The 11,739-nt window shown below is 65.8% G+C and carries 12 protein-coding genes; 8 read left to right on the forward strand and 4 right to left on the reverse strand.

Annotation, left to right across the window (positions count from 1 at the left end; genetic code table 11):
• Positions 1 to 137 precede the first annotated feature (137 nt).
• Complete coding sequence (locus tag RX330_RS32550) at positions 138 to 1,421, forward strand: glycerate kinase (protein ID WP_317241202.1); 1,284 nt, start codon at positions 138 to 140, stop codon at positions 1,419 to 1,421.
• A 177-nt stretch (positions 1,422 to 1,598) separates the two neighbouring features.
• Here RX330_RS32550 and RX330_RS32555 read toward each other — a convergent pair whose 3' ends face one another.
• Complete coding sequence (locus RX330_RS32555) at positions 1,599 to 2,132, reverse strand: MarR family winged helix-turn-helix transcriptional regulator (protein WP_212087778.1); 534 nt, start codon at positions 2,130 to 2,132, stop codon at positions 1,599 to 1,601.
• 179 nt (positions 2,133 to 2,311) lie between these two features.
• Between RX330_RS32555 and RX330_RS32560 the strand changes: the two genes are divergently transcribed.
• From RX330_RS32560 to RX330_RS32585, 6 genes are all read left to right on the forward strand, one after another.
• On the forward strand, positions 2,312 to 3,352 hold the full coding sequence (locus RX330_RS32560) for a branched-chain amino acid ABC transporter permease (protein WP_212087776.1): 1,041 nt from the start codon (positions 2,312 to 2,314) through the stop codon (positions 3,350 to 3,352).
• A gap of 7 nt (positions 3,353 to 3,359) precedes the next feature.
• The gene (locus RX330_RS32565) at positions 3,360 to 5,129 is read left to right on the forward strand and encodes an ABC transporter permease subunit (RefSeq protein WP_212087774.1); all 1,770 of its coding nucleotides are present in this window, start codon (positions 3,360 to 3,362) and stop codon (positions 5,127 to 5,129) included.
• Positions 5,126 to 5,857, forward strand: coding sequence for an ABC transporter ATP-binding protein (locus RX330_RS32570; RefSeq protein WP_317241203.1), 732 nt, complete (start codon positions 5,126 to 5,128; stop codon positions 5,855 to 5,857). Before RX330_RS32565 ends, RX330_RS32570 begins: the two co-directional genes overlap by 4 nt.
• A gap of 245 nt (positions 5,858 to 6,102) precedes the next feature.
• A complete protein-coding gene (locus RX330_RS32575) occupies positions 6,103 to 6,756 on the forward strand; it encodes a hypothetical protein (protein ID WP_317241204.1) in 654 nt (217 codons plus the stop codon).
• Between the two features lie 11 nt (positions 6,757 to 6,767).
• A complete protein-coding gene (locus RX330_RS32580; protein WP_317241205.1) occupies positions 6,768 to 7,202 on the forward strand; it encodes a hypothetical protein in 435 nt (144 codons plus the stop codon).
• Entirely contained in the window at positions 7,202 to 8,134 is a 933-nt protein-coding gene (locus RX330_RS32585) for a class I SAM-dependent methyltransferase (protein WP_317241206.1), read from the forward strand. The genes RX330_RS32580 and RX330_RS32585 overlap by 1 nt, the downstream gene beginning before the upstream one ends.
• Here the strand turns inward: RX330_RS32585 and RX330_RS32590 are convergent.
• The gene (locus RX330_RS32590; RefSeq protein ID WP_317241207.1) at positions 8,131 to 8,751 is read right to left on the reverse strand and encodes a pyridoxamine 5'-phosphate oxidase family protein; all 621 of its coding nucleotides are present in this window, start codon (positions 8,749 to 8,751) and stop codon (positions 8,131 to 8,133) included. The genes RX330_RS32585 and RX330_RS32590 overlap by 4 nt on opposite strands.
• 121 nt (positions 8,752 to 8,872) lie before the next feature.
• Between RX330_RS32590 and RX330_RS32595 the strand changes: the two genes are divergently transcribed.
• Complete coding sequence (locus RX330_RS32595) at positions 8,873 to 9,757, forward strand: LysR family transcriptional regulator (protein WP_317241208.1); 885 nt, start codon at positions 8,873 to 8,875, stop codon at positions 9,755 to 9,757.
• Positions 9,758 to 9,903: 146 nt separating this feature from the next.
• Here the strand turns inward: RX330_RS32595 and RX330_RS32600 are convergent, their stop codons facing one another.
• Together RX330_RS32600 and pobA are read right to left on the reverse strand one after the other, a co-directional pair.
• Positions 9,904 to 10,323: a PaaI family thioesterase gene (locus RX330_RS32600; protein ID WP_317241209.1), complete on the reverse strand. Its 420-nt coding sequence runs from the start codon at positions 10,321 to 10,323 to the stop codon at positions 9,904 to 9,906.
• A 227-nt stretch (positions 10,324 to 10,550) separates the two neighbouring features.
• Entirely contained in the window at positions 10,551 to 11,720 is a 1,170-nt protein-coding gene (gene pobA / locus RX330_RS32605) for a 4-hydroxybenzoate 3-monooxygenase (protein ID WP_317241210.1), read from the reverse strand.
• Between the last annotated feature and the right edge of the window lie 19 nt (positions 11,721 to 11,739).

Genomic DNA, 11,739 nt, shown 5'->3' on the forward strand with positions numbered 1-11,739 from the left:
TTGCCCACCGATTGCGATCACGCGATTGCACAATCGAATGATGGCCAAGGCCGCTTACGCTTTGGCGCCTGATGGGGTAGGCATGTGACCGGGGGCGCTCGCCGCCGATCCCTCCTGTTCGCCCAAGGCTTTTCGTCATGACCGACCGACGTCCCCTGCTCCGCGCGCTCTACGATGCCGCCGTTGCCGCCGCCCATCCCAACGTCGTGCTGGCGCCGCATCTGCGCCCCGCGCCGAGGGGACGCGTGATCTGCCTTGCCGCCGGCAAGGGCGCGGGCGCGATGGCCGCGGCGGCGGAGCGGCACTATCTCGACACCCTGGGGCTGGCGCCGGAGCGGCTGGTCGGCATCGCCACCACGCGCCACGGATACGGCGTGCCGACGCGCCGCATCCGCGTGGTCGAGGCCGGCCATCCCGTGCCCGACGAGGCCGGCCTGAAGGGCGCGGCCGACACGCTCGCGCTGGCCGGCGAGGCCGGCCCTGACGATCTGCTCCTGGTGCTGCTCACCGGCGGCGGCTCGGCGAACTGGATCGCGCCGGTGGAGGGCATCAGCTTCGCGCAGAAGCAGGCGGTCAACAAGGCGCTGCTGCGCTCGGGCGCGCCGATCGGCGAGATGAACGTCGTGCGCAAGCATCTGTCGCGGATCAAGGGCGGCCGTCTCGCGCGCGCCGGCAGGAATGCCGCCGAGATCGTGACGCTCGCGATCTCCGACGTGCCGCATGACGATCCCTCCGCGATCGCCTCCGGTCCCACGGTGGCGGATCCGACCACCCTGGCCGATGCGCGCGCGATCGTGGCGAAGTACAGGCTCGACATCGACGATGCCGTGCGCCGCGCGCTCGATGATCCCGCCAACGAGAGCTGCAAGCCTGACGATGCGGCCTTTGCCCGGGCGCATTTCGAGCTGATCGCGCGGCCCAAGCAGTCGCTCGACGCCGCGGTGAAGCTCGCGCGCGAGGCCGGTTACGAGACCATCGGTCTCGGCGCCGATCTCGAAGGCGAGGCCCGCGAGGTCGCGGCCGATCATGCGAAGCTCGCGCTTCAGGCACGCGCGCAAGGCAAGCGCGTCGCGATCCTCTCCGGCGGCGAGCTCACGGTTACCGTGCGCGGCCAGGGGCGCGGCGGACCGAACCAGGAATACGCCCTGGCGCTCGCCAACCTGCTGAAGGACACGCCGGATATCTCGGCGCTGGCCGCCGATACCGACGGTGCCGATGGCGGCGCCGGCAACCCCACCGATCCCGCCGGCGCGCTGATCGACGCGGCGACGTTCGCGAAGATGAAGGCGCAGGGACTCCAGCCACAGGCCTACCTCGACAACAACGACGCCACCACGTTCTTCGAGGCGACGGGGGATCTGCTGCTGCCCGGCCCGACGCTGACCAACGTGAACGATATAAGGGTGATCCTGGTGGATTGAGGCGCCAGCCCCAACGACGGTGTCATTCCCCGCGCAGGCGGGGAATCCAGTACGCCGCAGCCTCTCGATGAACCAAAACGGTCTCGGAGTACTGGATCGCCCGATCATGTCGGGCGATGACAGCGGAGAATGTGGGTTGGGCTCGTCACAAGCCAGCTTGGGCTCGACGGCCGCCCCTCAAAACTCGTTCGCGATCTTCGAGAGCATCGCGATGAGCGCCTCGCGGTTGCTCTGCCCGAGCAAGTCGTTCAGCCGGGCCTCGTGCTTGGTGGCGACGAGCTTCTTGGCGCGGGAAAGCACGGCCTTGCCCTTGTCGGTCAGCACCAGGATGTGCGAGCGGCGGTCGTTGGTGGAGCGGATCCGGGCGCAAAGATCGCGGCTCTCGAGATTGTCGAGCATCGCCACGAAGTTCGGCCTGAGGATGCCGAGAGTCGAGGCGATCTCGGTCTGGTTACGGCCGGGATTCTTCTCGACCAGCAGCAGCACGGAGAATTGCGCCGGCGTCAGCTGGAGCGAGGCCATGCAGCGCAGGAAGTTCTCGAACACCTTGAGCTGCGCCCGCTTCAGCACATAGCCGAGCTGCTCCGAGAGTTCGCCGAGCTGGAGGGCTTCGGCGGACCCCTGACCCTGCGCCTCGGCCACGTCCTTGCGGCCCTTGGCCGTATCGGCAGGCTTCTCAGAGGACTTTTCGGCAGCTTTGGAAACGGTCATCGCCTCGTGCTCGTAATCCCGCTAAATTCGGGACGGGTCATCCACCCCGCCCTTGATGTTATATTTGATAATTGTTATGGACCATATCAAATATCGCATGCGTTTTTCAATGGCTGTGAGCGTACCGTCCACCGCAATCCAGGGGACCGGTCCGTAATCTTTAGGGGGAGCGTCCGGTCTTGAATACCACCATCATGCTGTTCCTGGTGCAGGATGGCATCACCAATGGCGCGATCTACGCGCTGCTCGGCCTCGCGCTGGTGCTGGTGTTCGCCGTCACCCGGGTGATCCTCATTCCCCAGGGCGAGTTCGTCACCTACGGTGCGCTGACCTATGCCTCGCTGGCGGCAGGCCAGATGCCGGGCACGGCCAAGCTCGCACTTGCGCTGGGCATCGGCGCCTTCGCGTTCGACCTGTTCGTGGCACGCAAGGCGCTGCATGGGCGGCTGATCGTGCGCAGCTTCGTCACCAACGTCGTGCTGCCGGCCATCGTGCTGGCGCTGACCGTGTATTTCGCCGCCCAGAAGCCGCCGGTCGCGATTTGCATCGCACTGTCGCTGGTGATCGTGGCGATGATCGGCCTCTATCTCTACCGCGTCGCGTTCCAGCCGCTGGCCCACACCTCCGTGCTGGTGCTGCTGATCGCCTCGGTGGGCGTCCATCTCGCGCTGCAGGGACTTGGCCTGCTTTTCTTCGGCGCCGAAGGCCAGCGCGGGCCGGCGGTGCTGTCCGGCGCCTTCACCGCCGGCGCATTGCGCTTCACCGGCCAGAGCCTCACCGTCTACGGCATCACCATCGCCTTCATCATCGGGCTCTGGCTGTTCTTCGGCCTGACGCTCTACGGCAAGGCGCTGCGCGCGACCGCCGTGAACCGGCTGGGGGCGCGGCTCGCGGGCATCCGCACCACGCTATCGGGGCAGATCGCCTTCCTGCTGGCATCCGTCATCGGCGCGCTGTCGGGCATCCTGATCGTGCCGATCACGACGCTCTACTATGACAGCGGCTTCCTGATCGGCCTGAAGGGTTTCGTCGCCGCGATCATCGGCGGCCTCGTCAGCTATCCCCTCACCGCCGCCGCGGCGCTGGTCGTCGGCCTCGTCGAGGCGTTCTCGTCCTTCTATGCCTCCAACTACAAGGAGGTGATCGTTTTCATGCTGCTGATCCCCGTGCTGCTGCTGCGCTCGCTCGCCGCGCCGGCGGTCGAGGAAGAGAAGGACTGACGCCAAGATGCAGAGCCGGTTTCCCATTCTCGTCTTCGCGCTCGTCATGGCGGCGATCCCGTTCATCCCCGGCATGCCGCCGTTCTGGATCGTGCTGCTGGACAATATCGGCCTCGCGGCCCTGGTCGCGATGGGCCTCGTGCTGCTGACCGGCGTCGGCGGCCTGACCTCGTTCGGCCAAGCGGCCTTCGTCGGCTTCGGCGCCTACACCACCGCGGTGCTGTCGACGGCCTATGGCGTATCGCCGTGGCTGACCCTTCCGCTGTCGCTCCTGGTCAGCGGATCGCTGGCGGTGCTGCTCGGGCTGATCACCGTCCGCCTCTCCGGCCATTATCTGCCGCTCGGCACGATCGCCTGGGGCCTCGGCCTGTTCTATCTCTTCAGCAAGCTGGAATTCCTGGGGAGAAACGACGGCATCTCGGCGATCCCGCCGCTGTCGATCGGCACGTTCAAGATGCTCTCGCCCGGCTCGATCTACTACGCGATCTGGATCGCCGTGATCGTTTCGGCGCTGCTGACGATGAACCTGTTGGACTCCCGCACCGGCCGCGCCATCCGCGCGCTCAGGCGCGGCCATGTCGCGGCGGAAGCCTTTGGCGTGCACACGCCGCGCGCAAAGCTCCTGGTGTTCATCCACGCCGCCGTGCTTGCCGGGCTCTCGGGATGGCTCTACGCGCATCTTCAGCGCGCGGTGAACCCGACGCCGTTTGGCGCACATATGGGCATCGAATATCTCTTCATCGCCGTGGTCGGCGGCGCCGGCTATGTCTGGGGCGGCGTGCTGGGTGCCGCGATCGTCGTGATCCTGAAAGAGGCGCTGCAGAGCTATTTGCCGCTGCTTCTGCCCGGCTCCGGCCAAGTCGAGACCATCGTGTTCGGCATCATGCTGGTGGCGCTGCTCCAGCTTGCGCCCGGCGGGCTCTGGCCCTGGCTGATGTCGTTCTTCCCCGAGCGTACCAGTGGCAAGAAGCCCGACACCTCGCTGAAACTGGAGCATCGCGCCCGCGCACCCGGCCAGTCCAGCGCCCTGCTCCAGGTCGACAAGGCGCGGAAGCAATTCGGCGGCGTGGTCGCGGTCAACAACGTCTCCTTCGACGTCCAGGCCCGCGAGATCGTCGCGCTGATCGGCCCGAACGGCGCCGGCAAGAGCACGACGTTCAACCTGATCACGGGCGTCCTGTCGGCAACGTCGGGCTCGGTCTCGGTGCTCGGCAAGAAGGTCGACAAGGCGCCGCCGCAGGAGATCGTCAAGCTCGGCATCAGCAGGACCTTCCAGCACGTCAAGCTGGTCCCTGACATGACCGTGCTGGAGAATGTCGCGATCGGCGCGCATCTGCGCGGCCATTCGGGCCCCATCTCCTCGATGCTGCGGCTCGACCGCGCCGACGAGGCCAAGTTGCTCGCGGAGGCCGCCCGCCAGATCGAGCGTGTCGGCCTCGCTGAGCAGATGCACCAGCTCGCAGGCAGCCTTTCGCTCGGCCAGCAGCGCATCGTCGAGATCGCGCGCGCTCTCTGCGTCGATCCGATGCTGTTGCTGCTCGACGAGCCGGCCGCGGGCCTGCGCCACATGGAGAAGCAGCAGCTCGCCACCCTGCTCCGCGAATTGCGCGACGGCGGCATGAGCGTCCTGCTGGTCGAGCACGACATGGGGTTCGTCATGAACCTCGCCGACCGCATCGTCGTGCTCGATTTTGGCACCAAGATCGCGGAGGGCACACCTGCCACGATCAAGTCAAATCCTGAAGTGATCAAGGCCTATCTCGGAGTGGCGGCATGAGCGCGCTGTTGTCCGTCACCGACGCCCATGTCGCCTATGGCAAGGTCGAGGCGGTGCGCTCGGTCTCGCTCGAGGTCGGCCAGAACCAGATCGTCACCATCGTCGGCGCCAACGGCGCCGGCAAGACCACGCTGCTTTCAGCCGTCATGGGCATCCTGCCGCTGAAGGGCCGCGTCACCTTTGCCGGCCAGGATCTCGCCCGGCTCGACATCGAGGATCGCGTCGCGATGGGACTTGGCCTCGTCCCGGAGCACCGCGAATTGTTCGTGACCATGAATGTCGAAGATAATCTCGAGTTGGGGGCCTTCCGCATCGAGCGAAGCAAGGCGAAGGCTTCGATGGAGCGCGTCTACACGCTGTTCCCGCGGCTGAAGGAGCGCCGCAAGCAGCTCGCCGGCACGCTCTCCGGCGGCGAGCAGCAGATGCTCGCGATGGGCCGCGCGCTCATGGGCGAGCCGAAGCTCCTGATGCTGGACGAGCCCAGCCTCGGCCTTGCCCCGATCATCGTCGCCGACATTTTCCGCATCGTCACCGAGCTCCGCGCCAGCGGCGTCTCGGTGCTGCTGGTGGAGCAGAATGCGCAGGCCGCCCTGAAGATCGCGGACCAGGCCTATGTGATGGAGCTCGGCGAGTTCGTGCTGAGCGGCAAGGCCAGCGACATCGCCGCGAACGAGCGCGTTGCGGCAAGCTACCTCGGCTTCCAGCACGAAGGCACGAGCGCGATCTGATTTCGTGCTGGGCGGTGACAGCTAGGCTCACGCTCTTTCCTCCTCGTCATTGCGAGCGCAGCGAAGCAATCCAGAATCCCTCCGCGGAAGGCCTCTGGATTGCTTCGCTGCGCTCGCAATGACGGCGTTGACGGAGCGCGCGCTATCTCGGCCGGATGAATTCGCGGAGACTCCCGCCAGCCCCCGCCCGAACTCATCGCGCCTGAATCTCTCCCCTCGCACGTTAATGCGTGATGCGAGGCTCGATGACCGCTCCACGATTGACGCTGACCGCTGATCTCTTCCGGCCCTATCTGGTCGGAACGACCTGGGAAAGCGGAACCTGGAAGCACGTCCGTTGGCTCGACGGCATCGTCGGCACCGCTGCGCGGCTCGGCGGATGGCAGGTCGGCACGGCGTCGTGGGATGCGCGGCTACGCGGGGACCATCACTATTTTCACACGCCCGATCTGTACGAGCAGGCCGGCTTGCCGCTGACAACGGAAGGATGGGGCAAGCTCCTGTCGCTCGAGACCCTGCCCGCCGGGATCGCGAACGCCGTGACCGAGCTGTTTCGCGGCACCACCGTGGTCGGCTACGAACTGCCGGATCTGATGTGCAGGCTGCTGGACCAGGCTGGAATCGCCGTCATCGATCTGATCCTCTATCCGGTCCGCTTCCTCGACGATGTGGTGTTCGCGGCCCGCACCAACCGAGCTTCGATCCATCGGATGCTGCTGCACAACATGCTCGATCTCCGCGACGCCGCGCTCCGCGCCGGCTTCGTCAGGAGCAAGGCGAGTTTCATGACACCGTTGAATCTCAGGCCCTCATCCTCGGGCAGGTTCCGGACGACCGTGCGGCGCTCGATCTCGAGACCGGACGCTTCGTTCAGCTTGGCGATTATCTTTCAGACCTGATCGAGCTGTCGGTGCGCTCGTCGGCGGTCCTGTTCAAGCCGCACCCCTATGACCAGCCGCACTCGGCGGCGCGCAAGGCCATCAAGAGCCTGCGCTCGGTCGGCTGGACCGACCTCAACCTCTACCAGCTCCTCGCGCAGCCGGAGATCGAGACCGTCTGCGCACTGAACTCGAGCGGCCTCGTCGAGGCAGAGCTGTTCGGCAAGCGGACGATCGCGTTGAAGCCGCCGCTCTACCGCTTCGGCACCGGCGCCCCCGGCACCGACAGCGGATTCGGCGATGCGGTCCCGCAGAGCGCCGGCTGGTACAGCCCGCAGACGTGGCACTGTCTGCTGGATGAGAGCCACAGCCTGCCCGAATTCTCGCATGGCCTGGAGAAGGATCGTCTGCGGCGCGCGCTCAATGCGGATTGGGGCTTTGGTGCAATCGACAGAGTGGTGGCGTGATGCCCGGAAGCTGGAGCTCGGTCCTGTCGCTGCTGGAAGAGCAACGCTTTACCGACGTGGTCGCTCACCTCGATGCGACGCTGCGCAGCCAGCCGACCAATATCGAGGCTCTGCTGCTGCGCTCGATCGCCAGAGCCAGTATCGGACTGACGCAGGAGGCCGAGGCGGACCTGTGGCGCGCACTCGTCGTCAATCCCGCTGCGCCCGGGGTCCGAACCGCACTTGGCGATCGCTTCGTGCGCAATCCGGCGGCCCAGCTCGACGGCCACGATCTCTCGCTCGACAGCGGCGAACGTCAGACCGCGCATGAGGTCGGAGCCGTCAGACGGGACCACACCGCCCGCTACGAATTCGCCGCGCGCTGGCTCGGCCGCCACTTGACGGTGCCCCAGGCGGCCAGCGGCCTCGACCTCTTTTGCGGCAACGGCTACGGGGCCAGAATCATCGCCGATCGCTGCGGTGCAAGAGTGATCGGCATCGACGGCTCCGCGCCGGCCGTCACACTGGCCGAACGATCATACGGCGATCATCGCGTCGTCTTCACACAAGCCTACTTTCCGTTCGAGCTCGCTGCGGCGTCTGCCGACTTCGCGGTCTGCTTCGAATCGATCGAGCACGTCACCGAGTGCGACGAATTCCTCCGGCAGGCCGGAAAGGCCACCGCGGGACCGATTTTACTGTCGTGCCCGCTTGAAAGCGGTTTGCCTTTTGCTTTGCACAAATCGTCGTTCCGCTTCCATGTGCGGCATTTCACGATTGAGGAGATCGAGGACAAGCTCTGGCGCCTTGCCGGACGCCGCATCGCCGAGATCCGCGGACAAATGGTCTATCGTCTCGAGGCCGGCCGCCTTGCCGGCCTGCTCGCGCCCGCGCAAATGGAGCTTTCTCGCCTGAACGGCGACAGTCAGTTCGCAATCGTGGCCGCCGTCTAGGTCGCCGACTGTCTCTTCAGCGCCGCGACCTCCGCCTCGAGCTCCGCGATCCGCTGATCTCTTGCCGCCAGCGCCGCCGCGACATCACCCGCATCGAACTTCTGCGGGATGTGCTGCGGGCAGTTGGTGTCCCACGCGGAGATCTTGAACAGGATCACCTGCTCCGGCCGCGCGCGATAGCCTTTTGGCATCAGCGACGTGGTCAGTGCCTCGTCGTCCTCGACGACGCGCGCCTCGCCCCAGATCTTCACGCGGCGGCGGTGGGCGTAATCCATGACGAAGATGTAGGCCTTGGGGTTCTCCGAGAGGTTACCCTGCGTGATGTATTGCCGGTTGCCGGCGTAGTCGGTGAAAGCCAGCGTCTGCTTGTCCAGCACCTTGAGAAAGCCCTTCGGGCCGCCGCGGTGCTGGATGTAGGGCTGGCCGTCGGCCGATGCCGTTGCAAGATAGAAGCTGTTGGCGTCAGCCAGGAACGCCGCGAGGTTCTCGTCGACCTCGGTGCGCCATCCGCGCTGCTCGGCATGGGCATAGCCCTCGCGCGACCCCTTTCGGGTCTGGATCGATTTCACCGCCGGCGAAAAGGCGATATCGCTGGCGTAGGTCTGAGTTGCCGTCATCGGAATGGCTCCTGAAATTCCGGCGCATTGCTACGTCTTTCGACGACCAATCTGGGCTTTTCTGCCGCCAGAACAATCCGGCCGCTTGACACTTCATCATTGCGATATATGCAATAATGCCATGGACCGCCTCGAAGCCATGCACGTCTTCGTCACCGTCGCCGATCTGCGAGGCTTTGCGCCGGCGGCGCGCAAGCTGCGACTCTCGCCCTCGGCGGTGACGCGGCTGATCGCGGCGCTGGAGGAGCATCTGGGCGCGCGGCTGCTGCAGCGGACCACGCGGCAGGTGAGATTGACCGATGTCGGCACGCGCTATCTGGAGCGCGCGCAGCGCATTCTCGCCGATGTCGAGGAAGCCGACGGCTCCGCGCGGCAAGAGCGCAACCGGCCGAGCGGACGGCTCGTGGTCTCGGCGCCGGTCGGCTTCGGCCGGCTGCATGTCGGGCCGGTCATGACCGCTTATCTCAAGCGCTATCCCGAGGTCGCCGGCGAATTGCGGCTCTCCGACCATCTCGTCAACCTGGTAGAGGATGCCGTCGACGCCGCGGTGCGGATCGGCCATCTCGCCGATTCCTCGCTGGTGGCACGCCAGGTCGGGGAGATGAGGCGGATCGTGGTGGCCTCGCCCGGCTATCTCAAGCGCCACGGCGAACCCAAGACGCCGGAAGCCCTCCCCGCACATCAGACCATCCAGTTCGGCCCCTGGTCGGAATGGCGCTTCCAGCACGACGGCCACGACATCGAGGTGAAGCCGTCTCCCCGCTTCATCAGCAACAGCGCCGACGCGGCGCTGCAATATGCCGAGGCCGGCGGCGGCGTGACGCGCGTGCTGGCCTATCAGGCGGCCGACGGGCTGAAACGCGGACGGCTCAAAATCGTGCTCGCGGCATATGAACAGCCGGCGCTTCCGATCCACATCGTCTATCCGACCTCGCGCCTGCTCTCGGCGAAGGTGCGGGCGTTCGTCGATCTCGTGGTGGAGATGGCAGAGTGGAGGTTCGGGTAGGTCTTGTGTCCCGGACGCGCTGCAACGCGTAGCGTTGCTGCGCAGAACCGGGACCCAGTCGGCGGTACTGTAGCGTGTCGATGGATGGGCCCCGGCTCTGCGGAGCGCCACTTCGCGCCGCACCGCGTCCGGGGCACGGGAGAGCTTCACCCCTTCTTCGGCACCACGCGAAACGTCCCGCTCGCTCGCGCGATCAGGGCGTCGTCGGCCCTCACCAGGCATTGCGCGAAACAGATCGTGGAGCCGGTCTTGATCGCCTCGCCCTCGACCGCGAGCCATTGGCCGATCTCGGCCGCGCCGACATAATCGACCGACAGTGAGATTGTGACGAAGGACGTCGTCCAGCCGGTCGCCTGGGCGCAGCTATAGCCCATGGCGGCATCCGCCAGCGCCGCAATCAGCCCGCCATGGATCAGCCCGCGCGCGTTGGTGTGGGGCGTAGCCAGCCGCAATCCCACGGTGACGCCCTTGTCGGTCTTCCTGGAGTAGAGCGGCTCCCAGGGATCGGTGAGCGGCGCCTTGCGGAAATGCGGCTCGAAGTCGGAGGGGATGTCAGGAGAGGTCATTTCTGTCTCGCGCTGCTGTGTTGCCGACATTGAACGCGATGTGCATGACCGTTGCACCAATTACAAAGTTTTAAACGGAATTTGCGCGGGCGTTTGAAACGGACGATGCTGCAATGACGGAGCCGTAGGGTAGGCAAAGGCGCGAAGCGCCGTGCCCACGATCTCTCACAATTGAGAAAGCTGGTGGGCACGCTTACGCTTTGCCCACCCTACGGCACCTGCTCGTTCTAAAACGGCAGCCCGACATAATTCTCCGATAGCGACGTCATCGCGGCCTGCGACTGCGTGACATAGTCGAGCTCGGCAAGCTGGATGCGGGCACCGATGGTGCCGGTGTCGGGGAATTTGTGCAGCATCGAGGTCATCCACCAGGAGAAGCGCACGGCCTTCCAGACCCGCGCCAGCGCGGTGGCGGAATAGGCGTCGATCCCGGCGCTGGATTTCTCGTCATAGAACTCGCGCAAGGCGCTCGATAAATAATGCGCGTCGGAAGCGGCGAGGTTCAGGCCCTTGGCTCCGGTCGGCGGCACGATGTGCGCGGCATCGCCGCACAAGAACATCCGGCCGAAGCGCATCGGCTCGGCAACGAAGCTGCGCAAGGGCGCGATGCTCTTTTCGATCGACGGGCCCGTGACGAGGCTGTCGGCCGCCTCCTGGTCGAGCCGGCCCTTCAATTCGTCCCAGAAGCGATCGTCCGGCCATTGGTCGACGTGATCGTCGAGCGAACATTGGACATAGTAACGGCTGCGCTTGATCGAGCGCATGGTGCACAGCGCAAAGCCGCGCGCGTGGTTGGAATAGATCAGCTCGTGGCTGACCGGCGGCGTATCGGACAGAATGCCGAGCCAACCGAACGGATAGACCCGCTCGAACTCCTCGATCGCGGTCGCCGGAACGCTGGCGCGGCTGACGCCGTGGAAACCATCACAGCCGGCGATGAAATCGCAATCCAGCGTGTGGGTGACGCCGTCCTTCACCCAGGTTACGCGCGGGTGACTGCCGTCGAAATCATGCGGCTGCACGTCCCTGGCCTCGTACACGGAGACGAGACCGGCGGCCTTGCGGGCATTCATCAGGTCGAGCGTGACCTCGGTCTGGCCATAGATCATCACCGTCTTGCCGGTCGCGCCCTTCATGTCGATGCGGTGACGGCGGCCGGAAAAGGCGAGTTCGATGCCCTCATGCACCAAGCCCTCGGCATGTGCCCGCGCGCCAACGCCGATCTGGTCGAGCAGCGCGACGGTTCCCTCCTCCAGCAGGCCGGCGCGGATACGGCCGAGCACATAGTCCGGGCTCTGCCGCTCCAGAATGACGTTGTCGATGCCATATGCGTGCAGCAGTTGCCCAAGCAACAATCCGGCCGGCCCGGCCCCGATGATTGCGACTCTTGTCCGCAATACTTGCTCCTTCCGATCC

Origin of the sequence: Bradyrhizobium sp. NDS-1 (assembly GCF_032918005.1) — a bacterium.
In the GTDB taxonomy this organism is placed as follows: domain Bacteria; phylum Pseudomonadota; class Alphaproteobacteria; order Rhizobiales; family Xanthobacteraceae; genus Bradyrhizobium; species Bradyrhizobium tunisiense.

Excerpts from the sequence above, each read along its gene's own strand:
- RX330_RS32570 (WP_317241203.1), top strand. The coding sequence starts at position 5,126 with ATGAGCGCGCTGTTGTCCGTCACCGACGCCCATGTCGCCTATGGCAAG.
- RX330_RS32550 (WP_317241202.1), top strand. The coding sequence starts at position 138 with ATGACCGACCGACGTCCCCTGCTCCGCGCGCTCTACGATGCCGCCGTT.
- RX330_RS32555 (WP_212087778.1), bottom strand. The coding sequence starts at position 2,132 with ATGACCGTTTCCAAAGCTGCCGAAAAGTCCTCTGAGAAGCCTGCCGAT.
- RX330_RS32600 (WP_317241209.1), bottom strand. The coding sequence starts at position 10,323 with ATGACCTCTCCTGACATCCCCTCCGACTTCGAGCCGCATTTCCGCAAG.
- RX330_RS32595 (WP_317241208.1), top strand. The coding sequence starts at position 8,873 with ATGGACCGCCTCGAAGCCATGCACGTCTTCGTCACCGTCGCCGATCTG.
- RX330_RS32590 (WP_317241207.1), bottom strand. The coding sequence starts at position 8,751 with ATGACGGCAACTCAGACCTACGCCAGCGATATCGCCTTTTCGCCGGCG.
- RX330_RS32575 (WP_317241204.1), top strand. The coding sequence starts at position 6,103 with ATGACCGCTCCACGATTGACGCTGACCGCTGATCTCTTCCGGCCCTAT.
- RX330_RS32565 (WP_212087774.1), top strand. The coding sequence starts at position 3,360 with ATGCAGAGCCGGTTTCCCATTCTCGTCTTCGCGCTCGTCATGGCGGCG.
- RX330_RS32585 (WP_317241206.1), top strand. The coding sequence starts at position 7,202 with ATGCCCGGAAGCTGGAGCTCGGTCCTGTCGCTGCTGGAAGAGCAACGC.